This window comes from Rhizobium sp. RU36D (assembly GCF_900176345.1).
GTDB lineage: Bacteria > Pseudomonadota > Alphaproteobacteria > Rhizobiales > Rhizobiaceae > Allorhizobium.
Window position 1 is genome coordinate 22,447 of sequence record NZ_FWXU01000015.1, and the last position, 22,455, is coordinate 44,901.

Annotated in this window: 21 protein-coding genes; 15 read left to right on the forward strand and 6 right to left on the reverse strand. The window is 60.6% G+C overall.

Annotated features, from left to right (window positions below):
• Nucleotides 1-35: 35 nt before the first annotated feature.
• The 10 genes from B9A97_RS17730 to B9A97_RS17775 all read left to right on the forward strand — a co-directional run bounded on the left by B9A97_RS17730 (nt 36) and on the right by B9A97_RS17775 (nt 10,182).
• A complete protein-coding gene (locus B9A97_RS17730; protein WP_084366699.1) occupies nt 36-1,541 on the forward strand; it encodes a dihydrolipoyl dehydrogenase family protein in 1,506 nt (501 codons plus the stop codon).
• Nucleotides 1,538-2,155: a CDP-alcohol phosphatidyltransferase family protein gene (locus B9A97_RS17735; RefSeq protein WP_084366700.1), complete on the forward strand. Its 618-nt coding sequence runs from the start codon at nt 1,538-1,540 to the stop codon at nt 2,153-2,155. The genes B9A97_RS17730 and B9A97_RS17735 overlap by 4 nt, the downstream gene beginning before the upstream one ends.
• 156 nt (nt 2,156-2,311) lie before the next feature.
• Entirely contained in the window at nt 2,312-3,106 is a 795-nt protein-coding gene (locus B9A97_RS17740; RefSeq protein ID WP_244564271.1) for a TVP38/TMEM64 family protein, read from the forward strand.
• A 38-nt stretch (nt 3,107-3,144) separates the two neighbouring features.
• Nucleotides 3,145-4,377, forward strand: coding sequence for an ABC transporter substrate-binding protein (locus B9A97_RS17745; RefSeq protein WP_084366795.1), 1,233 nt, complete (start codon nt 3,145-3,147; stop codon nt 4,375-4,377).
• A 45-nt stretch (nt 4,378-4,422) separates the two neighbouring features.
• The gene (locus B9A97_RS17750; RefSeq protein ID WP_084366701.1) at nt 4,423-6,105 is read left to right on the forward strand and encodes an ABC transporter permease; all 1,683 of its coding nucleotides are present in this window, start codon (nt 4,423-4,425) and stop codon (nt 6,103-6,105) included.
• A 3-nt stretch (nt 6,106-6,108) separates the two neighbouring features.
• Nucleotides 6,109-6,780, forward strand: a complete 672-nt coding sequence (locus tag B9A97_RS17755) for an ATP-binding cassette domain-containing protein (RefSeq protein WP_084366702.1) — start codon at nt 6,109-6,111, stop codon at nt 6,778-6,780.
• Nucleotides 6,773-7,876 (forward strand): FAD-dependent oxidoreductase, encoded by a 1,104-nt coding sequence (locus B9A97_RS17760; RefSeq protein ID WP_084366703.1) that lies wholly within the window; start codon nt 6,773-6,775, stop codon nt 7,874-7,876. Before B9A97_RS17755 ends, B9A97_RS17760 begins: the two co-directional genes overlap by 8 nt.
• A gap of 278 nt (nt 7,877-8,154) precedes the next feature.
• Complete coding sequence (locus B9A97_RS17765) at nt 8,155-8,487, forward strand: hypothetical protein (RefSeq protein ID WP_084366704.1); 333 nt, start codon at nt 8,155-8,157, stop codon at nt 8,485-8,487.
• Nucleotides 8,484-9,074 carry a DedA family protein gene (locus B9A97_RS17770; RefSeq protein WP_084366705.1) on the forward strand — a complete coding sequence of 197 codons (591 nt, stop codon included), beginning with the start codon at nt 8,484-8,486 and terminating at the stop codon, nt 9,072-9,074. Before B9A97_RS17765 ends, B9A97_RS17770 begins: the two co-directional genes overlap by 4 nt.
• Nucleotides 9,075-9,174: 100 nt before the next feature.
• Nucleotides 9,175-10,182 carry a Gfo/Idh/MocA family protein gene (locus B9A97_RS17775; RefSeq protein ID WP_084366706.1) on the forward strand — a complete coding sequence of 336 codons (1,008 nt, stop codon included), beginning with the start codon at nt 9,175-9,177 and terminating at the stop codon, nt 10,180-10,182.
• Nucleotides 10,183-10,248: 66 nt separating this feature from the next.
• On the opposite strand, the gene arsK is transcribed toward B9A97_RS17775, so the two are convergent.
• From arsK to B9A97_RS17795, 4 genes are all read right to left on the reverse strand, one after another.
• Nucleotides 10,249-11,469 (reverse strand): arsenite efflux MFS transporter ArsK, encoded by a 1,221-nt coding sequence (gene arsK / locus B9A97_RS17780; RefSeq protein ID WP_084366707.1) that lies wholly within the window; start codon nt 11,467-11,469, stop codon nt 10,249-10,251.
• Nucleotides 11,466-12,887 carry an FAD-dependent oxidoreductase gene (locus B9A97_RS17785; protein ID WP_084366708.1) on the reverse strand — a complete coding sequence of 474 codons (1,422 nt, stop codon included), beginning with the start codon at nt 12,885-12,887 and terminating at the stop codon, nt 11,466-11,468. Before B9A97_RS17785 ends, arsK begins: the two co-directional genes overlap by 4 nt.
• 42 nt (nt 12,888-12,929) lie before the next feature.
• Complete coding sequence (locus B9A97_RS17790) at nt 12,930-13,250, reverse strand: ArsR/SmtB family transcription factor (RefSeq protein WP_084366709.1); 321 nt, start codon at nt 13,248-13,250, stop codon at nt 12,930-12,932.
• Between the two features lie 177 nt (nt 13,251-13,427).
• Nucleotides 13,428-14,174, reverse strand: a complete 747-nt coding sequence (locus tag B9A97_RS17795; protein ID WP_244564272.1) for a FadR/GntR family transcriptional regulator — start codon at nt 14,172-14,174, stop codon at nt 13,428-13,430.
• Between the two features lie 366 nt (nt 14,175-14,540).
• Here B9A97_RS17795 and B9A97_RS17800 point away from each other — a divergent pair, with 366 nt between their 5' ends.
• Complete coding sequence (locus B9A97_RS17800) at nt 14,541-15,401, forward strand: SMP-30/gluconolactonase/LRE family protein (protein ID WP_084366710.1); 861 nt, start codon at nt 14,541-14,543, stop codon at nt 15,399-15,401.
• A 21-nt stretch (nt 15,402-15,422) separates the two neighbouring features.
• Here B9A97_RS17800 and B9A97_RS17805 read toward each other — a convergent pair whose 3' ends face one another.
• The gene (locus B9A97_RS17805) at nt 15,423-16,211 is read right to left on the reverse strand and encodes a carbohydrate-binding protein (RefSeq protein ID WP_084366711.1); all 789 of its coding nucleotides are present in this window, start codon (nt 16,209-16,211) and stop codon (nt 15,423-15,425) included.
• A gap of 11 nt (nt 16,212-16,222) precedes the next feature.
• A complete protein-coding gene (locus tag B9A97_RS17810) occupies nt 16,223-18,025 on the reverse strand; it encodes a heparinase II/III domain-containing protein (RefSeq protein ID WP_084366712.1) in 1,803 nt (600 codons plus the stop codon).
• Nucleotides 18,026-18,319: 294 nt separating this feature from the next.
• Here B9A97_RS17810 and B9A97_RS17815 point away from each other — a divergent pair, with 294 nt between their 5' ends.
• From B9A97_RS17815 to ugpC, 4 genes are read left to right on the forward strand one after another with little or no spacing between them, the layout of a single operon-like run.
• Nucleotides 18,320-19,258: a carbohydrate ABC transporter permease gene (locus tag B9A97_RS17815; RefSeq protein ID WP_084366713.1), complete on the forward strand. Its 939-nt coding sequence runs from the start codon at nt 18,320-18,322 to the stop codon at nt 19,256-19,258.
• Nucleotides 19,259-19,276: 18 nt separating this feature from the next.
• Nucleotides 19,277-20,113 (forward strand): carbohydrate ABC transporter permease, encoded by an 837-nt coding sequence (locus B9A97_RS17820; RefSeq protein WP_084366714.1) that lies wholly within the window; start codon nt 19,277-19,279, stop codon nt 20,111-20,113.
• 4 nt (nt 20,114-20,117) lie between these two features.
• Entirely contained in the window at nt 20,118-21,290 is a 1,173-nt protein-coding gene (locus tag B9A97_RS17825; protein WP_084366715.1) for a glycoside hydrolase family 88 protein, read from the forward strand.
• A 30-nt stretch (nt 21,291-21,320) separates the two neighbouring features.
• Nucleotides 21,321-22,430, forward strand: coding sequence for an ABC transporter ATP-binding protein (ugpC, locus tag B9A97_RS17830; RefSeq protein ID WP_084366716.1), 1,110 nt, complete (start codon nt 21,321-21,323; stop codon nt 22,428-22,430).
• Nucleotides 22,431-22,455: the final 25 nt, after the last annotated feature.

Here is a 22,455-nt window from a genome sequence, read left to right on the forward strand (position 1 = left end):
TGACGCACCAGTCCTTCGCGAGGAAAACGTTCGTCATGGATGATCAAGAGGTCGTCGCTTCAAATCGCCGATGGACAAGGCCCAAGGGCTTTGACCGGAATCTGGTCGTGATTGGCGCCGGAGCGGCCGGCCTTGTGTCTGCTTATATTGCGGCGGCGGCCAAGGCCAAGGTCACGCTGGTCGAGGCTCACAAGATGGGCGGCGACTGCCTCAATTTCGGTTGCGTGCCATCAAAGGCGCTGATCCGTAGTGCGAAACTGGCGCACCAGATGCGCCACGCGGACCGGTATGGACTGGCTGCGGTCGAACCCGTGATACCGTTTTCCGATGTCATGGAACGGGTGCACCAGGTGATCGCCCGGATCGAGCCGAATGACAGCGTCGAACGCTATACGGGATTGGGTGTCGAGGTTCTCCAGGGGCATGCTGGGATTGTGAACCCCTGGACCGTCGATATCAAACTCCATGATGGCAGGGTGCAGCGGCTGACGACGCGCGCCATCATCATCGCCACGGGTGCCCAGCCTATCATGCCGCCAATTCCTGGTCTCGAGGCGGTGAGGCCGTTGACCTCCGATAGCCTATGGGACGCTTTGAGGGGGCGGCCCGAGGCGCCGAAACGGCTGGTCTTGCTCGGCGGCGGGCCCATCGGCTGCGAACTGGCGCAGAGCTTTGCGCGGCTGGGTTCCCACGTCGTGCAAATCGAGATGGCGCCGCGGGTGCTGATGCGCGAAGACGCTGATGTCGCATCTCTTGTCGAGGCATCCTTGAAGGCGGATGGCGTGCAATTGCTGACCGATCACAAGGCGATCGCCTGCGGCATGGATGCCGGCGAAAAGTGGATCGAGGTCGAGCAGGATGGCCACAGGCATCGTGTCCCCTTCGATGAAATCATCGTTGCGGTGGGACGTGCGCCGCGGCTTACGGGTTTTGGCCTGGAGGCGCTTGGTATCAAGACGGATCGGGTGGTGCAGACCAACGAATACCTGCAGACGCTCCACCCGAACATTCTCGCGGCGGGCGATGTGGCCGGACCCTACCAGTTCACACATGTGGCAAGTCACCAGGCCTGGTTTGCAGCCATCAATGGCTTGTTCGGCGACATCAAGCGCTTCCGGGTCGACTATAGCGTCATACCCTGGGCGATATTCACGGATCCCGAGGTGGCTCGGGTCGGACTATCAGAAGCCGAGGCGAAGGCGAAGAACATCCCCTATGAGGTGACGCGTTTCGAGCTCGGTGAGCTCGACCGGGCGGTTGCGGATGGGGCGGGCCATGGCTTCGTCAAAGTGCTGACGGTGCCCGGCAAAGACAGGATTCTCGGCGCGACGCTTGTCGGCGAGCATGCCGGCGATCTCATCGCCGAATTCGTGTTCGCCATGAAGCATGGCCACGGTCTCGGCAAGATCCTCTCGACGATCCATATCTATCCGACGCTCGCCGAGGCCAACAAAATGGTCGCCGGCCAGTGGCGCCGCAAGCATCTCAATGCCTTCCTGCTGTCGCTGCTTGAGCGGTTTCAAACCTGGAGACGCCGATGATCGATGCGCGGATCCTGCCGTTGCAACGGGCGGCCCTGCAGCCTGTCGCGCTTTTCCTGGCGCGCCGTGCCGTCAGGGCAGACACGATCAGCATTGCCGGCTTTCTGCTGGGCCTTGTCGCGTTTGCCGCGCTTTGTTTCGGCAGCGAATTGCTGGCGCTGTTCTTCATCGCTAGCAACCGTATCATGGATGGACTTGACGGTGCAGTCGCACGCATCCAGGGCCCCTCGGATCGCGGGGCCTTTCTCGATATCGCGTTGGATATGGTGTTTTACGCCCTGATCCCGCTCGGATTTGCAGTGCAGGATCCAGCAGTTTATGCGCTGCCGGCCGCAGTTCTGATTGTTTCCTTTGTCGGGACCGGCTCGTCTTTCCTCGCCTATTCGACGGTTGCGGCAAAGCTGGGCCACAAGGCGCCTTCATTTCCGACCAAGGGTATCTACTATGTCGGCGGTCTGGCGGAGGGCTTCGAGACCATCGCGGTATTCACGCTGATGTGCATCCTGCCTGAGAGTTTCTCGATCATCGCCTACAGCTTCGCGGCGCTTTGCGCCCTGACGACCGTGATCCGGTGGCGCCAGGCCTGGGTGGCATTTTCGGGAGACGAGCCATGAGAGCGCAACCATGGTCCGCCGCATTTATGGTCAATGCATCCAAATGCATTGCCTGTAGCCCTCATCTCCCGTCTTCAAGACATCGTGACACCCGATCCTGCCTTTTCAAGGATAACGCTATCTCGAACGGCGACGAATCGCGCCGGGGGAAAACTGATGGCCAGAAGTGATATCCAATCGCGGCGCTTCTTGAAGGGGAGCGACGAAGACATGACGTCCGCTCGACAAAGGACCGCGGCACCGGCCTGGCGCCTGTTGCCCATCGCCATTATCCTGGTTGGTCTCGTCGTCGGCTATGTGTTTGGCCTGCATCACTACCTGACCCTCGATTGGCTCGTGGCGCAACGAATGTCCCTGGAGGAGTATGTGGCGGAGCATCGGCTCTGGTCGGCCATTTTGTTTGTCATTTCTTACATTCTGGCGGTTGCCTTCTCCTTTCCGGCCGCGTCTATCTTGACGATCTTCGGCGGTTTCCTTTTTGGCTGGAAGCTGGGCGGTGCCCTGGTTGCCATCAGCGCGACCCTTGGTGCGTCTATCCTTTTTCTTGCCACACGCTCGGCCTTTGGTGGCTTTCTGCGGCAAAGGGCCAAAGGGTTCACGAAACGCTTTGCGGACGGGTTTGAGCAGAACGCTTTTGCCTATCTGGTGGCGCTGCGCCTGGCGCCGATATTTCCATTTTTCGCCGTGAACATTGCCGCGGCCTTGTTCGACATCAGTCTTGGACGATTCATGGCCGCCACCTTTATTGGTATCCTGCCCGTTACCTTTGCCTACACCTATTTGGGGCAGGGCGTCGAAAGTATTCTGGTTGCGGCACAGGCCTCCGGTCGGCAGGTGCATTTCTCTGATCTGGTCACCAAAGACGTTAAATTCGCGCTGGCGGCGCTGGCGCTTGTCGCGGTTATCCCTGTCATTGCAAAACTGCTGCGCAAACGGAGCCGTTCTTCATGACGCGACATCATGCGGCAATAAACCAAAAGGGAAGGCATATCATGCGGTTGATCACTCGGCTCCTGACGGCCAGCTTTGTCGCTCTTGCCGGCAGTTTGCCGGCAGTTGCCGCAGAGCCAGATCCCTCCGATTGGGCTGCCGTCGAAAAGGCGGCGGCTGGCCAGACGGTCTATTTCAACGCCTGGGGTGGCTCTGAGAGCATCAACAGCTACATCGAATGGGTGGGCTCGGAGATGCAGAAGCGCTATGGTGTGGATGTCGTCCAAGTGAAGCTTGACGATACGGCGAGCGCCGTCGCCAAGGTCGTGGCGGAAAAGGCTGCCGGAAAGAATGAAGGTGGTTCCGTCGATCTGATCTGGATCAACGGCGAGAATTTCGTCTCCATGAAGAACCAGAAGCTTCTTCTCTCGCCGGACTGGGTGACCTCGCTGCCCAACTGGACCTATGTGGACACGCAGAACCAGCCGACCATCCTCACCGATTTCACCGAGCCGACGGAAGGGTTGGAAAGCCCGTGGGGCGGCGCGAAGATGGTGTTTTTCTATGACAGCGCCCGCACCGAGGCGAGTGCCCTGCCTGACAGCGCGAAGCAATTGCTCGCGTGGGCCAAGGCCAATCCAGGTCGCTTCTCCTATCCCGCACCTCCGGATTTCATCGGCTCCTCCTTCCTCAAGCAGGTCTTGACCGAGGTGATCGACGATCCCGAGAAGCTGTTGAAGCCCCTGGACGAGACGCGCTTCGAAAAGGATGTCGAGCCGCTGTTTGCCTATCTCGATTCCCTGCACCCCATGGCTTGGCGGGCTGGAAAGGCGTTTCCCCAGAACTATCCCGACATGAAGCAGAAGCTTGGAGATGGTGAGCTCGATATTATCTTCGCCTTCAATCCGGCTGAGGCCTCGGCGGCGATCAAAGCCGGCGAACTTCCAGACACGGTGCGCTCCTTCGTGTTTTCGGGCGGTACGCTCGGCAATACCCATTTCGTGACCATCCCCTACAATGCCAATGCCAAGGCCGGCGCTTTGCTGGTGGCGAACTTCCTGCTGTCCCCCGAGGCACAATTGCGCAAGCAGGATCCGCAATATTGGGGCGATCCGACTGTGTTGGCGATGGACAAGCTGCCGGCGGCGGATCGCGCCGCGTTCCAGTCGCTCGATCTCGGTGTGGCCACGCTGGCGCCGGACCAGTTGGGGCCGGTGCTTGCCGAGCCCCATGCGAGCTGGATGGAACGCATCGAAACCGAATGGCGTCGCCGTTACGCCAGCGGCAACTGACCCGTGCTAAGACGATCGGGCGGTCGAGCAGAGCAGGGCGACGCCGTGGCATTTTTTGCCAAGGGGGCGGTGATCGTCACGCTGTCCCTGCTGTTGCTGCCGATCGCCTTCGGTCTCCTGGGCACGCTGCTGCCGGCTTTTGGCTATCTGCCGGCCTTGGGCGGAAACGATATTAATCTGAACGTCTTTCGCAGCCTGTTTTCCACGCCTGGCCTGTTGAATGCTGCGAGTCTAAGCCTCGTGACCGGTTTGGCCTCCACCGCCATCTCGCTTGCCATCTGCCTTGTCTTTGTTGCGGGTTTCGCCGGGACGCCACTGTTCTCCCGGCTGCAGCATATGCTGTCCCCCTTGCTGGCCATTCCCCATGCGGCGGCGGCGTTCGGGCTTGCCTTTCTCATCGCGCCTTCGGGATATCTGGTCCGTCTCGTGGCGCCCATCTTCGGACTTGACCGGCCGCCCGACCTTTTGATCCTGAACGACCCAATGGGCCTTTCGATGATTGTCGGACTGGTCGTCAAGGAGACGCCGTTTCTCTTCCTGGTGACACTTGCGGCCTTGCCACAGGTCGAGCTTGCATCGGGGCGAATGCTGGCGGCTTCTTTTGGCTATGGGCGTATCGCTGGTTTCGTCTATCTGCTCTGGCCGGCGCTTTACCGACAGATCCGCCTCGCGGTTTATGCTGTCATCGCCTATTCCACATCCGTGGTCGATGTCGCGCTAATCCTCGGGCCAAATCTTCCCGGTACGCTTGCGACCCGCCTGGTGCAGTGGATGCAGGATGCCGATCTCTCCGCGCGCTTCCTTGCCTCGGCCGGCGCGCTGCTGCAATTGGGGGTGACGCTGACGGCATTGCTTCTATGGTACGGTTTGGAGAGACTTTGCCGGACATTGACCATGATCCAGCGAGACCATGGCTTCCGGTTTGCGCACGACAAGTCCTTGCGCATGTTGGCGGCGTTCTGGGTGGTCGTTATTGGTGTCACCGTCTTTGCCGGCCTGGCTCTCTTGTCGCTCTGGTCCGTGGCCGGGCTGTGGCAGTTTCCAGATCTCCTGCCTGAAAGCCTGACCTGGCGCAGTTGGAACAGCGCCCTGCCAAGGGTCGTCGATCCGCTTGTCACGACGCTTTCGGTCGGCATGGCGTCGACGCTGATTGCCGTTGTTCTGGCGGTGGGATGCTTTGAGCGCGAGCTGCAAATTGGAGCGGATGGCGGGCGGCGCAGTCTGCTTTTCCTTTATCTTCCGTTGATCGTGCCGCAGATTACCTTTGTCTTCGGGTTGCAACTGCTCTTCATCGGCAGCGGCATCCAGCAGAGGTTTGTGGCTCTGGTGCTTGTCCATCTCGTGTTCGTCTTGCCTTACGTTTTCCTGTCACTCGCCGATCCCTGGCGGGCGCTGGACCGGCGCTATGAGATCATCGCAACGGGGTTGGGGCGGTCGCGGCTCAGCGTTCTGGCTTTCATCCGGCTGCCGCTGCTGTTGCACCCGCTCCTCACCGCATTTGCCGTTGGATTTGCCGTGTCCGTAGGACAATATGTGCCGACACTCCTGATCGGCGAGGGGCGGCTGCAAACGATTACGACGGAGGGCGTCGCGCTGGCTTCCGGCAATAATCGCCGTATCATCGGGGTGTATGCGCTGTTGCAGACGGTTCTGCCGTTCCTCGCTTTCGCACTCGTCACCTTGGTGACATCGGTCGTTCATCGTGACCGTCCTGCCATGAGGGTGTGATCGATGCTGACGCTCGACACAGCAAAGGGCCTTGAACTATCAGGTGTTACCGTTAGGCTCGGCGATCATACCCTGTTCGACGTGTCCGCCGTGGTTGCGCCGGGCGAGGTGCTGACGGTGATGGGTCCATCCGGTTCGGGAAAGTCGACCCTGCTATCCTTCCTCGGCGGCTTCCTGGCTCCAATCTTCGTCGGGCAGGGATGGGTGATGGTGGACGGTGTCGATCTTCTGGCCCTCCCACCGGAGAGGCGGCGGGCGGGCATCCTGTTTCAGGATCCCTTGCTTTTTCCCCACATGTCCGTCGGCGCCAATATCGCCTTTGCCATTCCCGCCGACATTCGCGATCGCAAGCAGAGACAGAGGATCGCATCGGAGATCCTTGGGGATATGGATCTTGCCGGCTTTCAGTCCCGTGATCCGGCAACCTTGTCCGGCGGACAGAAGGCGCGGGTGGCGCTGGCGCGCGTGCTTGTTTCTCGGCCCCGACTGCTGTTGCTGGATGAACCCTTCTCGAAGCTCGATATGGAGTTGCGGTCCCAGATGCGAAGCCTGGTATTCGACATGGCCCGCCATGCGAAGCTGCCGGTGATCTTGGTAACCCATGACGAGGCCGATGCCGAGGCGGCCGGCGGCGCCGTGTATCGGATCGGGAGCAAGGGGGCGCCTGATGGGTGACGCAGCGGGTAAAGCCGCGCCGATCGTCCTGATCGGAGGTGGCCATGCCCATGTCGAAGTGGTGCGAAAGCTCCGCGCAGCGGAACTCGGTTGCGAGGTTCTTCTCGTGTCGCCCTCGGCTTGCGCGCCCTATTCCGGAATGCTGCCGGGTTATGTCGCGGGACAATATGGTTTTGAGGATTTTCACATTGATCTGGCCCGGCTGTGCACGCGCAGCGGCGTGTCATTCCTCATGACGACCGCAACCGCGATCGATGTGGAACAAATGCACGTAACCCTCGCAGATGGACGCGTTCTCAGCTACTCCCGGCTGTCGATCGATATCGGCTCGACGCCCATCCTACCGTCGGGCGTGACAGGCGGGATCGCCGTCAAGCCGATCGCAAGTTTTACCGAACGGCTTGCCCGGCTGGACCAGATGCACTCCAGAACGGGAGGCGGGCGGCTCGCCGTTGTCGGCCAAGGGGTGGCCGGCGTCGAGATGGCGTTCGCTTTGCAGAAGAGGTTTGGCCGTCGCGTCGAGGTCATGCTTGTCGGGCGGGCAGACCGTCCGATTGCAGACCGTAGCGTTTCGGCGCAGGCGAAGGTGCTGGCCGAGTTGCGGCAGGTCGGTATCGCACATCATCCGCGCTTCGACGTTCAAGCCTTCGAAAATGGAGAACTCGTCGCGCGCGATGGTCGAACAGTTGCCGTACACGAGGTGGTCTGGACGACCTCCAGTGGCGCGCCAACATGGCTGCGCTCCAGTGGTCTCAGCCTCGATCCCGCAGGCTTTATCCGGGTCGATGCCATGCTTCGATCGCTTTCCCATCCCGAGGTATTCGCCGCCGGTGACATCGCATCGCTGCCTGACCCGCGCCCCAAAGCCGGCGTGTTTGCCGTTCGCCAAGGTCCGATCCTTGCAGAGAATTTGCGTCGGTCTGTATTGAAGCAGCCGCTGCAATCCTACCTGCCGCAACAGGCATGGCTGGTTCTCATCTCGCTGGCCGATGGGCGGGCCATTGCCGACAAGTGGGGCATCTCCGCAACGGGCCGCTGGGTCGCTGCCTGGAAGCACTGGAACGATACGCGCTTCCTCGATCGCTATCGTGGCTAGCCGATCACATTGCCGACGTGGTTTCGTGACGTGCCAGGTGCTCAGACTGGTCTAGCCAAAGGGTCGACGGTTCAGTCAGGTCATCTCCACCAGCATTGCTGACAATCTATTGCCTCATCGGCAGCGACGTTGCATCACTTGGATATGAGTCAGCAGCATCGCCTACCGGAACTGTTTGAGAAGCGTGACTACATGGATGGCTGCGGGTCTGGCAGCCTGGCAGGCAAGGCCATGCCGCGCCGGTGCTCTGGTGGGCAGCAAGCGGAAGGCGGTGCGGGATGAGACAATTGTTCCGCCGACACCCCTATCTGGTGAGCGCATTGGCCATCGCAGGGGCACTGACCCTGTTCTTCGCCGTCAGGTTCGTTGCGGGCGCCATTTATTGGGCGGCGCATCACGAGGAGCCGATACGCCCCTGGATGACGGTTGGCTATATCGGGCGAAGCTGGGACCTTAATCCGCGAGCGATCGACAAGGAAGCCGGTTTTCCTCCGCCCCAAGGGCATCCGCGGACACTCAATGACATAGCGCGCGAACGCGGGGTGCCGGTGGAGCAAATTATCGAGCAGGCGCAACAGGCGATTAACAGATTGAAGGCTCAGGAGCCGTGACGGACTGGCTGCTTTCGCTCGTACCGGAATATGGCGCCTGGCTGCTGGCCGTCTGCACCTTCTGTTCCTGTGTCGCCGTGCCCATACCCGCTTCCATCCTGATGTTGGCGGCGGGTGGGTTCGTCGCAGCGGGCGATCTGTCCTTGCCTGCCAGTGCCGGTGCCGCTCTCGCTGGCGCGGTCGCGGGCGATCAGGTGGGGTATTTCGCGGGTCGCATGGGCGGATCCGGCTTCATGCATGCCGCGGAAGCCCGTGCCGCGCCGCTTGCCAAGGCGACCGCGCTCTTGGCCCGCCGCGGCGGTATTGCCGTGTTTCTCTCGCGATGGCTGGTGTCGGCGCTCGGCCCCTATGTCAATCTGGCGGCCGGAGCGGCCCATCAACCATGGCCTGCCTTCACTTTCTGGGCCGTTGCCGGCGAAATGGTCTGGGTCAGCCTCTATGTCGGCCTTGGCTATGTCTTCACGGGCAATCTGGAGGCGGCATCGTCGATGGCCGTGGAGCTATTGGGTTTCCTCGCGGCTGGGACCATCACGCTTGGCCTGGCTACATGGCTGATCCTCATACTGCGTGCAGAAGGCGGGAAGTGAGAGTGGTTGGCAATCCCGACAAACCCCGTTACTCCTTTCGCGGTGACGGCGGCGCGATGCGACGGGGGTGGTCCGTGCCGGTGGGTGAACGGGAGGAAGCATGAGCAGATTGCGGGTCGGCATCATCGGATTGGGAATGGCCGCGGGACATCACGCCCGCAGCTTTGCGGACCTGGCCGACAAGGTGGAGGTGGCGGCTGCATTCAGCCCCACGGCATCACGGCGAGAGGCGTTTGCCAAGGCTTACGGCTTTCCCACCTTGGACAATGCCGACGCGATCTTCGGGGATGCAACGATCGACGCCGTCGCCATCCTGACGCCGCCAAATACGCATCTGGAGTTGGTGGAACGGGCGGCCAAGGCCGGCAAGCATATCCTGCTCGAAAAGCCTCTCGATATCACCCTGGAACGGGCGGAGGCCATTGTGGCCGTTGCCGATGCCGCCGGCGTGACGCTGTCTGTCATGCTGCAAAACCGTTATCGTCCGGCGATGTTGGCTTTGGAAAAGCTGCTGTTGGAGGGTCGGCTTGGGGAATTGGTGGAGGCGTCGGCGAGCATCCGCAACTGGCGTCCGCAAAGCTATTACGACGAGCCGGGCCGGGGTACGAAAACGCGCGATGGTGGCGGCGTACTGCTGACCCAAGGCGTCCACACCATCGACCTTCTGCTGACGCTTGCCGGCATTCCCACGGACGTAAAGGCTTTCGCGCGCACAAGTCCTGTGCATAGGATGGAGACCGAAGATCAGGTCTGTGCGGCTCTTTGCTATGCCAATGGCGCGATGGGCACCCTTACCGCCACGACCACGGCCTTTCCCGGCTATCCCGAGCAGATCATGCTTATCGGCACCAAGGGTTCGGCCGTGCTTACAGGTTCACAACTCGAGGTGCGCTTTACGGACGGCACCGTTTTTAGCGAGGGCGGTGGTGCGGTTGGTTCAGGCAGCGGGGCCGATCCCATGGCCTTTGGCCATGATCTCCATAGGGCACTGATTGATGATTTCGTCACGGCCATTCGCGACGACGTGAAGGTCAAGGTTACGGGGCAGGATGCGCTAAACGCGCAGCGTTTCATCGACGTCATTCTAGCCGCTGCCAAGGACGGATGAAGGGCTCAGCCGCAACTTCGTCATATCGCCGATGTCTGTGGTCGCTTGTCTATCCAGGCTTAAGTCTCAAGCGGCCATGGATGTCGCTACCCGCCCGCGTCGGCTCTGCATGAAGGCGATGGTGCCGAACAGCAGCGCGCTGAGACAGCCAACCGTGATGGCAATAACCAGCGACTGATTAATGCCCCAGCGCTCCATCGAGAAAGCGAAGGCAAAGGGGGCGAAGGCTGACGAAAACTGCCGCGCGGCCGTCACCCAGCCGAGACGCGCGCCATAGCCCGTGCGGCCGAACAGTTCCAGCGGCAAGGTGCCGCCGATGATGCTGGAAAGGCCGGAGCCAAAACCGAACAGCAGGGCAAAGACGATGACGCCCGGCAGCCAGGGGCTTGACGCAAATAGCAGCACGAGCCCGGTCGGCAGCAGCAAAGCTGCAATGACGGCGAGCATGGATTGTGACAGCCGTCCGCCAAAGAGCATGTTGGTCAGGCGGCTGGCGACTTGTGCGGGGCCAAACAGCATTGAGATCATCAGGCCGGCTGTGCCGAGACCCATCGCCGTGACCATCGGCACCATGTGGACCAGGATGGATGACAGGACGAGGCCCTGCACGGCGAAAGCGGCGAGCATGATCAGGAACAGATCGTTGCGTGGCATGGAGGCAGGGGCCGAGGCCTGCGGTGTCGGCTTTGCGGCATCGGTCTCGCTTTTGTCCGAGGTCCGGGGCAACAGGGATATCCAGCCATGGATGGGCAAGCACACTAGGATATTGAGGGCAGCGAAGATCATGTAGATTGACCGCCACGACAGATGCTCGTGCAGTGTTGCGGTCAGCGGCCAGAACAGCGTGGAAGCAAAGCCGGCGATCAGGGTCAGGTGCGTGATGCTACGATGGGCGCTGCGCCCACCGATCTGGACGATCGCCGTGAAGGCCGTGCCATAAAGCACAAAGGCCGATGCGAGCTCCATGGCGACAAGCGAGATGGCGAATATGGTTGCCTTGGGAGCAAAGGCTGCGGCGAGGAGCGCTATGCCGGCGGCCAGCGATCCAGGCACCATCAGGCGACCGGCACCAAAGCGGTCGGCCCAGCGGCCAGCCTTCGGTGCGATCAGTCCGCCGCATAACAGCGCGACCGACAGCAGACCGAATAGCCAATCGAGGGGAATGACCAAATCGGTGGCGATGGCGGGTGCGAGGATGCTGAAGGAATAGTAGAGCGTTCCGTAGCCGATGATCTGCGTTGCGCCGAGAGCCCAGATAAGCCGCGCCGGCGCTTTCTGCTCGCTCATTCCGCAGCCTCTGTCTGTCGTTCCGGCTTTTCGCTGCTGCAGCCGCAACCGGGTCGACCCTGCTCCTTGGCCACGGCGTCAGCCACGCAGCAGGCATTTGCTTCAGCCGGGGCCGGCCCGCCGCAGCATCCGGATTGGCTGGTGCCTTTGCCGGCTGCAGCGCTGGTCGTGCTGCAAACGCCTGTTTCCGGCAGGACGAGATGCACCTCTCGCGCGGCCTTGCTGTCGCCTGCCAGTTCCGCCACCACGGACCTTACCTGTTCATAGCCCGTCGCCATCAGGAAGGTAGGCGCGCGACCATAGGCCTTGGAGCCGACGATGTAGAAGCCGGTATCGGGCTGGCTCAACTCCTCTACGCCATGGGGCGGCACGCTGCCGCAGGAATGCAGGTTGGGGTCTATCATCGGCGCCAGCCGGCGCGGAGCTTCCACGGCGGGATCGAGATCGAGGCGAACTTCCCTGAGCATGCCGAGATCGGGGCGAAAGCCTGTGGCGACGATGATCCGATCGACCGGCAAGGTTTCCGGTTTGTCGCCCACGAGGGCATCCACGGCGAGCGCGTCTGCCTGACGGTTGATCGCTTGGATGGATAGCGGTGTCAAAAGCCTGATCGCGCCTTGCTCGATAGCCTGTTTTGCGGCGAGACCTAGGGCGCCCCTGGCCGGCAATTGATCGTTCAATCCTCCGCCGAACAGCTTATCCAAATTATTGCGACGCAGTCCCCACGAAATCGTGGTTCCCGGCTCCTGGCCTTTCAATTCAAGCAAAGCGAGGACGGCCTGGATGGCCGAATGGCCGCTTCCAACAACGAGGACATGGCGGCCGGCATAGGCATGGCGCTCCGCATGCACCACGTCGGGCATACCGTAAGCGATCCGGTCCCGAGCCATCTCCTCTCCGGGAACCGGCAGGCCATCGATGCCCATGGGGTTGGAGGAATTCCAGGTCCCCGAAGCGTCAAGGACGGCCCGTGCCAGGAGATGCCGCTCCGATCCCGTCCCATCTCTGTATCGCACGGCGAAAGGCGTGGATGCCCGGTTCGCATCCGACATCTTATCCAGTCCGGATCGGGAAATAGATGTGACCGTCGCGTTGACATGCAACAGAGGAGCGATTTCAGGAAGCTGCGAAAGCGGTTCCAGATAGTCTTTCACGATCTCCCGGCCGAGAGGCAGCGCGTCTAGGTCTGGCTCTGGCCAATCCTGCGCCATGAGCAGTTGGCGGGCTGCCTCATCGATCAGATAGCGCCAGGGGGAGAAGACCCTGACATGTCCCCATGCCCAGAGTGCGGTGCCGACGGATGGCCCGGCTTCCAAGACGAGTGCCCGCAAGCCGCGACGGGCGGCCTGTGCTGCGGCGGCAAGGCCGATCGGACCCGCACCGATGATCACGATGGGCAGTTGGCTTTGTTCCATCATTCTCACTCCTTTGCCATTTGGACCATATCTGGCCCGACGAGGTTAGATCTCGATTTCGACAGACTTGGCGTTGCAGCGCTCATCGGCGCAGCATTCGTCGGCGAGATAGCCGATCAGCGCGTTCATTGCGGTATAGTTTGCGCGGCAGATCAGGGTGGTACCCTGCCGCTCCTGGGAGACGAGACCTGACTCCACCAGCTTCTTGCAGTGGTGCGACAGGGTCGATGCGGGAATATCAAGCGATTGCTGCAAGCCGCCGACAGGCATGCCGTCGTGACCTGCGCGGACCAGTGCACGATAAAGCCGCAGGCGTGTCGGATTGCCAAGGGATTCCAGTTGTGACGCTGCTATTTCGATTTTCATGGAAATATGCTAGGCCGCGCTGACGTGTTCGTCAATGCTATATTTCGAATTTTGTCGAAATAGAGTCGTCACGGCGTGCCAAGAAGCGGCGTGCGCTGGCGATAAAGGGTTGAGTATCACGCAGGCTTTACCGGGTCGCGCCCCACGGCCTGGCCCGGTTTCTTAATGGGGGTCTGTTCAATTGCGGGATGATGGCCTGAGGCGCTCGTCGCGCAGCAGGTCGCGATACCGGATCTGGCTGCCTTTCAGATGGCCGCGCATCGCATTTCGCGCGCCTTCCTCGTCCCCGTTGGAAATCGCTACGATGATCTTTTCATGTTCCTGGTGGATCAGGCGGCGATAGGCTGTCTCTGCCTCCGTCCGGTTTTCGGTGACGAGCTTGGATTGGGGAATGGCGGAGGTGCCGTGCATTTCCAGGAATTGCCGGAACAGCGGGTTGTTGGTGGCTTCCGCGATAGCCAGATGCAGCGCGAAATCGGCCTCGCGAATGGATTGGCCGGCTTCGATGCAGGCGAGCACGGCGGCATGCCGGTCAAAAATGGTTTCCTCCTGGGATGGAGAACGCCGAAGGGCGGCAAGGCCTGCGGCCTCCACCTCAATCGGCGTGCGGATCTCCAGGATCTCCAAATCGGAGGCAAGGCGCGCCTTGTCGATGTTGCGCGGTGAAAATGCAAAGCGCGGGGGATTGAGAACGAAGATGCCGGCGCCCTGGCGGGCCTCCACCAGGCCGTCGGAGCGGAGCGCGGCAACCGCCTCGCGCACGACGGTGCGGCTGACGCCATGGGCTTCGGTCAATTGGGCCTCGCTCGGCAGCTTGTCGCCCGGGGCATAATCCCCGTTCATGATCAGCTGGCGAAGGGCTTCGCTGACCTGCGTGACCAGTGTCCGTGCACCCTTGGTTCGATCCTTCACCTGCGTGCTCACTGCCTACCCCCGCCGCGAATCCTTGTCGCGTCATGCCATTGTCCCGCCGCATCAAACGCTGCCAGGACTGATACGTTGTCAACACCTGTATGACAAATACAAACAAGTATCAATGCCGTTGCGATCCAACGCGCAGCAAGTCACCGATCAATATCGTTCATCATGACGATTCTCGGCCGGATGCGGTTCGGGGTTACCATACAAGGAGCGGTCTAGGAGAACATATTCCAGTCCGTCTCGTTCGCCATCTTGTCATGTCTGCGGTCCCGTCGTATGCGGATTGCCATCTGTTTGGAAATGCAAGACGCCTCACTGCCTCGCCCCTGATGGTGACGGGGCGAAGCCGTCTCGGGAGCGGAGAGTGGTATGACTGTGTACGACAATCGACGGTGCGAACTCGGCGAAGGTGCATTCTGGCACCCGGAGCGGCAGCAATTCTTCTGGTTCGATATCCTTGCCGGCAAGCTGCTCAGCCAACAGGATGGCCAGACGATCAGCTGGGACTTTGACGAGTTCGCCTCCGCAGCCGGGTGGGTTTCTCAGGACGAACTGATCGTTGCGTCCGAGACTGCACTCTGGAAGCTCAATCTCGTGACGAAAACCCGCGACCGGCTGGTTCCCCTGTCGGCCGATCGGCCCGACATCCGCTCCAATGATGGGCGCGCCGATCCGTGGGGCGGCTTCTGGATTGGCACCATGGGCAAGAAGGCAGAGCATGAGGCTGGCAGCATCTGGCGCTACTACAAGGGCGAGATGCGCGAGTTGTTTCCGAAGATCAGCATCACCAACGCGATTTGCTTCGATGCGTCGCGGGAAATTGCTTATTTTTCCGACACCAAGCTCGGGCGGGTATGGACGCAGCGGCTGGATGCGGCCAACGGCTGGCCGGTCGGTTCGCCCGAATTGTACCTGGACTTAAAGGACGAGGGTCTTTCTCCCGATGGTGCCGTGACCGATGCCGAAGGCAATTTCTGGAATGCCCAGTGGGGCGCCAGCCGCGTGGCGTGCTATGCGCCCGATGGAAGCTTCAAGGGTGCCGAAATGTTCGACGCCTCGCAGATCTCCTGCCCGGCTTTCGGCGGCGCAGACCTCGATATCCTGTTCGCGACCTCCGCATTGCAGGGCATGGACGAGGCGGCGCGTGCGGCCGAACCGCAGGGCGGTATGGTGTTCCAGCGAAAGCTGTCGGTGCGCGGTGTCGCCGAGCCGAAGGTCATTCTGGGTTGATGTTGCCGTTGGGGACCGTGGTCAGGCCTCGGTTCCCCATACTTCGATCTGCGTCAGCGCCGGGAATGGCGATGGATCGTCGGCCTTGATCAGGCTGTGAAGACGCACCCAGTCGATGACGACAGGTTCGATCGCAAATCTCTGCGCATGCGCTGATTTCGTAAGGGGAACATCGAAGGTCTGGCCGTCTGACAGGGTCAGGCTGGCCCGTTCCCACCAGGCATCATGGGGAAAGTCCGCCCTGAGATAGAGTGCGATTTCATCGATCCGCACCGGTCGGCCGAATTCGATCACCAGCGCTGCATTGGGATCCTGGTTGATGCCCCAACTGGTATAGGGCCAGAACCCATGGTCGTCATTGGCCGTCTCCCCGTCGATTGCGTTACGAGCAGCAAACGCGGCCTCCCCGCGCGTTTCGACATTGGCATGGGCGTGCGGGTAGAGCGCGCCGTTGGCATGGTCGTCATAGGGGTTCAGCGCCAGATTGCGCCGGGCCGCGACCTCTTCCGGGCGGGCAAGCCGCGCAGACAATCGATGAAGCGAACCGGTGAAGGCCTTTGGGGAATAGGGCTTTCTCTTGGGGCCGAAGGGTATTGGGATGAAGGCACGGCCACCCTTCAGGTAGACGAGGGCTTGCGGCATGGCCTCATCCAGGCACAACAGAACGAATTTTGCATCGCCATCAGTCTCGAGCGCGATGCAATCTCCTTCGGCGTATTCGGCACGGTATACCAGCACGACCTCATCGGCGCCTTGCTGCTGGGAGCGGACATTTCCGCTCCCGTCGACGATCTTCAGGGTAAGCTCCATGAGCAAGTCTCTCAAACAACGGTCAGATGCAGGCGCCTGCCGGAAAACGGCAGGAGCACGCGGTAAAGATGCTGCGGCCACGCCTTGCGCAGCCGCGGATCGGTGATTTCGATTTCCTCAAGCTCCGGCATGTCGGCGCCGGAAAAGAACACCTGGCCAAGATTGCCCAGGATAATTGTTCCGGCGGTCAGGAGGGGCCGTTCGGCAAACATCAGCGACAGCGTGATCGGCAGGTCGCCATCCGCCACATCCTCGATCTCGATGGCCTCGCCTTTCAGCAGTCTGACGGTGCGATGATAGCTTCTGAGCGCCGCCTCTGCGGGATAGGCGCCGGCGATGTCCATTTCCATGCGCGCTTCCGTTGGGGTCAAGGATACAGCCACATCGCGGGCGGCATAGGCCTCGCCATCCCGCTGAATCACCCCGCCTGATGTCGGCAGGTTGTGGTAGGCCGATTGCATCGTCCAGATGTCATAGCGGTTGGGAGAAAAGGTCTTGGCCGTGTAACTTTCCACGCCAACATCGATCAGGAAGGGCTTGCCCTCCTTGTAGATCGTGAAGCTGCCGACATCGTTGTGATTGTGGCTGTCACCGTTGTCGCCAGCCTTTACCGCGAGTGCAAATCGCTCGTCGCGGGCGATCATCAGTCCTATGCTGGGATAGTAGATATCCGGCTTGACGATGTTTCCACTGGCCCGCTCACGCATCGCGCCTGCCGTCAGCGCTCCCTGCACCCGGTAGAACAGGTTGATTTCATCGGGCTGATCGGGTGCTTCATCCCGGCTCCAGTCCTGAGCCGCGAAATCTGCCAGCAGATCGGAGCCGGTCGCCAGGCCAAACAGGAATTCACGCGCTCCGCATCGCTCTGTGACTGCGGAGCAGTCGGCGAAGTTGAAGTAGCGTTGGTCAGCCACATGCGCATGCAGGATGTATTCGGCGATGTTGCGGATCTTCGGCTGCTGCCAGAGGCCTTCAAAAGCATCGGGGGCAATGTCCGCCAAGATGTTCAATGCGTTGAAAAGACAGAGCCCGGCATGGCGGTAGTAGAGCGCGCCTTCTTCGCAGGCGCCGTCGTCGCCATAATCCTTGAGGAATGCGTCAAGACTGCCGGCTGCCTTTATGACGACGGCGCGGCGGCGCTCCTCCGGTATCGGGCGGCTCACCGCCGCAAGCAGGATGTTCTGCGTGCACCAGGCCGTCCAGTTGTTCATCGGCTCGTCGCCGTTGCCCATCCACCAGAAATGGCTGGAGAGATAGGGTGTCAGGATGCGCTCTTCGATTTCACGATCGATCCGGGCCTTTATCTCCGGGCTGACGCGATCCAACTCGTCGCCCAGCAAAGAGGCGAGCACAGCCAGTTGTGCGCCGGTTTCGGCGGCAAACAGGTCGATGACAGGGCGACTGTTGTCAGGCAGGGCGAGACGGCTGCCACCCCTCACATAGGAATTGTGCGCAGGCAACTGCCAGCCGCTTTCCTCGCAGAGAAGGAAGATGCCGTCGATGATGCCGTCCAGGAACCGGCCGCTCTGCTCGACGCATTCTGCCAGCACGAGGGCATTCAGCTTGCGGCGGCGGGCGAAATACAGTTCCTCGAACCGAGTGCGGTTTCCGTTTCTGACATAGTCGAGATAGGTGGTTGCTGGGAGAATGTGCCAGGGCTCAGACAATGCCGTTTCGCCCGATGCCACGAGGCGCGCGGCTATATCCTCCGGCAGTCCTGCCCAGGTTTCGCGATCGCCGGCAGGCGGAATGGCGCCAGACGGCTTCAGAGCTTCCGGCAGGGTAGTGAGCCTGTCAGTGAAGAGGCCGCTCATAGCATCACCTGGGTCCGGCCACGCCCGAGGGCGCGCTGATGATGTTGGTATGCAGGACCCATCAGGTCGTTTCGGGCGAACGCCACCTCTTCCTCCAGCCGCCACACATCATCATACATATCAGGCACGTTTTCCGTCCGAATTGTTATCTCATCTCCCCACTTGTGTTACCTGTAAATGAAATGTAATACAAGCTGAGCATCGCGACGAAATGGATCGGCTGCGGTGCTCGCGCATGACGATGAGGATCGCCAATGGTGTCTATCGACGCCTGTTGGTGACAGGGAGGATGACATGGTGGCCGCCACCGTAAACAGCGAGGCGCGGGCGGAAGCTCGCCGCAAGCCCGTGATGTCGAAGCGTCAGCGCAGGCTGCGCTCCAATCTCGTCGCCTATTCCTTCATCGCGCCGAATTTCATCGGCTTTGCGATCTTCACTCTTGGCCCCATCATCTTCGCCTTCGCGCTGGCCTTCATGCACTGGGACGGCTCCAACCCCATTACCTTTGCCGGGCTGGATAATTTCTGGAAGCTGTTCGATGACCGGGCCTTCAAGGCCGCGTTCTGGAACACCATCATCTACACCGTGTTTTCGGTGCCGCTGACGCTGGCCTGCGCGCTCGGGCTCGCGGTGCTGTTGAACCAGAAGATCTTCGGTCGGGATTTCTTCCGCACCGCGATGTTCTTTCCTTACGTCGCCTCGCTGGTCGCGGTCGCCGTCGTCTGGAACATGTTGTTCAACCCGGAAATGGGCCCTGTTAACATGATCCTCTACACGATGGGGCTGGACCCGCAAAGCATGCCCGGCTGGGCGGCGGACCGGAACTGGGCGATGGTGACGGTCATCCTCTTCGGCATCTGGAAGAGCATGGGCTACTACATGGTCATCTATCTGGCCGGACTTCAGGGCATCAATGCCGAACTCTACGAAGCGGCCGACCTGGATGGCGCCACCGCATGGCAGAAGTTCTGGTATGTGACCGTTCCGCAATTGGCGCCGACGACTTTCTTCGTTTCGGTCATGCTGACGATCCAGTCGTTCAAGGTGTTCGACCAGATCTTCATGATCACCCAGGGCGGTCCTGGAACCTCAACGCTGGTGCTTGTCTATCACATCTACAACGAAGCCTTCATCTCCTGGGATCTCGGCTACTCCAGCATGGTGGCGCTGGTGTTGTTCCTGCTGGTGCTGGTGATCACCATCGCGCAGTTCCGCTATGTGCGTGAAGACTGAGGAGGCGGCGCGAAACCCATGAAAATCTTCGGTATCAAGATCACGCTCAAGCGCGTCATGATCTACGCGGCGGTCATCGGCATCACCATTCTGATGTTGCTGCCATTCGCCTGGATGCTGTCGGCGTCCCTCAAGCTGAACCGCGACGTCTTTGCCTTCCCGATCGTCTGGATTCCGCCGCAGCCGCAATGGCAGAACTATGTGGACATCTGGACCAAGATCCCGCTGGCGCTGTTCGTCTATAATACCTCGAAGCTGACGATCATCGTCACCATCTTGCAGCTGTTCACGTCGAGTTTTGCAGCCTATGCCTTTGCCAAGCTGCATTTCCCCTACAAGAATTTCCTGTTTCTCGGCTACATCGCCACCATCGCAATGCCCTGGCAGGTCTATATGGTGCCGCAATTCCTGCTGATGCGCGAGTTCGGCTTGAACAACACGCATCTGGCTCTGATCTGCCTGCAGGCATTCACCGCCTTCGGCGTGTTCCTGATGCGCCAGTTCTACATGTCGATCCCGGATGAGCTCTGCGAGGCGGCGCGCATCGATGGCATGAACGAATACCAGATCTGGGCGAAGATCATGCTGCCGCTGTCCAAGCCGGCACTGTCGACGCTGACGATTTTCACCTTCGTCAACACCTGGAACGACTTCCTCGGGCCGATGATCTACCTCACCCGAACGGAGCTCAAGACCATCCAGATCGGGCTTCGCATGTTCATTTCGCAATATTCGGCGGAATACGGGCTGATCATGGCGGCTTCCGTCGTCGCGCTCATCCCGGTTCTCGTCGTCTTCCTGGCCTTGCAGCGCTTCTTCGTCGAGGGTGTCGCAAGCTCGGGCCTGAAAGGTTGATCGCATGAATGCCATGTCCACTGAGTTCGCGATTGCTCCGATTTCCGATGAGGAAGTCAAGGCCGCGCTCGATGTCGCGATCGCGCAGATCAGGCGTAATCTGCCCGATTTCACCTACAAGGCGCAGAACCACTCCAGCGTGAACAATGTCTATCCGGCGGTGGAGAATGACCAGTGGACCGCCGGCTTCTGGCCGGGACAGATCTGGCTCGCCTATGAGCATACCGGCGACAAGGTTTTTCGCTACGCCGCGCAGATCCATGTGCAGAGCTTCCTGCACCGGATCGAGAACCGGATTGCGACGGACCACCATGACATGGGCTTTCTCTATTCTCCGACCTGCGTCGCTGCCTGGAAGCTAGTCGGCGACGAAGACGGGCGCAAGGCCGCGATCCTGGCCGCGGACCAGTTGCTTGATCGCTTCCACCCGGTCGGCGGGTTCCTGCAGGCCTGGGGTGCCATGGGCGCACCCGACAACTATCGCTACATTATCGATTGCCTGCTGAACCTGCCCTTGCTCTATTGGGCAAGCCGCGAAACTGGCGACACCAAATATCGGGACGTCGCGCTGATCCATGCCCGCACGACATTGGCCCATTCGGTACGGCCTAACGATTCCACCTATCATACCTTCTACATGGATCCGGTGACCGGCGGGCCGGTGCGCGGCGCCACCAAGCAGGGCTATAGCGACGATAGCGAGTGGGCACGCGGTCAAGCCTGGGCTATCTATGGCATGGCCCTGTCTTACCGCTATGAGCCGCTGCCGGAATATCGCGATGCGTTCAACCGGCTCCTGGCCTTTTACGTCAAGCGCCTGCCAGCGGACCTCGTGCCCTACTGGGACCTGATCTTCACCGATGGTGATGAGCCCCGGGATTCCTCCTCCGCATCCATCGTGGCCTGCGGCCTGCTGGAAATGGCAGATATCGTGGGCGGAGAGCAGGCTGATGCCTACCGCTTGCTGGCCCGGCGGATGATGAAGAGCCTGGTAGACACCTATGCCGTTAGGGATCCGAGCCTTTCCAACGGCTTGGTGCTGCACGGCACCTATTCGAAGAAAACCCCCTACAACACCTGCCGCGGCGAAGGCGTCGATGAGTGCGTGTCCTGGGGCGACTATTATTTTATGGAGGCGCTGACGCGCCTCGCCCGCAACTGGTCCACCTATTGGTAAGCACGGCCAGACGCAGGTCCGGAGGAATTCATGGCAGGCATTTCACTCAAGAAACTCAACAAGTCCTTTGGCGCACTCACCGTGGTCCACGATATCGACCTGGAGATTGCGGATAAGGAATTCATCATCCTGGTCGGTCCTTCCGGATGCGGTAAATCCACTACGCTCCGTATGATTGCCGGGCTCGAAGAGATTTCCGGTGGCGAGCTGTGGATCGGCGGTGACCTCGTCAATGACGTGCCGTCGAAGGATCGGGATATCGCCATGGTGTTCCAGAACTATGCGCTTTATCCGCATATGACGGTCTACAAGAACATGGCCTTCGGTCTTCAGCTTCGGCGCGCGCCCAAGGAAGAGATCGACGTGAAGGTCAAGGCGGCGGCCAAGATCCTGGATATCGAACACCTGCTCAATCGCAAACCCAAGGCGCTGTCCGGTGGCCAGCGTCAGCGCGTTGCACTCGGCCGTGCCATGGTGCGCAATCCGGAAGTGTTCCTGCTGGACGAGCCGCTGTCCAACCTCGACGCCAAGCTGCGCGGCACGATGCGCGCCGAAATCACCAAGCTGCACAAGCGGCTTGATGCCACCTTCATCTACGTGACGCACGACCAGGTCGAGGCCATGACAATGGCGGACCGGATCGTGGTCATGAAGGACGGGCGGATTCAGCAGGTCGATACGCCGCAGAACCTATATGACAAGCCGGTCAATATGTTCGTTGCCGGTTTCATTGGGGCGCCGCAGATGAACATGCTTGATGTGACCATCGCGCGGCGCGGCGACAGGTTCGTTGCGGTCTTCGATGGCAAGGAATTGCCGTTGCCTGCATCTGTCGATACTTCCCGCCTTGCCGGCTATGATGGGCAGACCGTCGTCCTTGGATTGAGGCCTGAGAATTTCCACGAGATTGCTCCGCCCGACGTGCCGGTCGAAAACACGGCGCAGTTGGATACGACAGTGGAGCTCGCGGAACCCATGGGCTCCGAGGTGCACCTCAATGTCGTTTGCAATGGCCACACCATGATCGCGCGCGTTTCGCCGCGGTGCAAGGCCCGGGATGGCGACACGATCCGGCTCGTGGTGGACATGAGCTATGCCCATCTCTTCGACAAGAAAACAGAACTTTCGATCAACCACTAGCGGAACGGCGACAAAGGGCCACCGG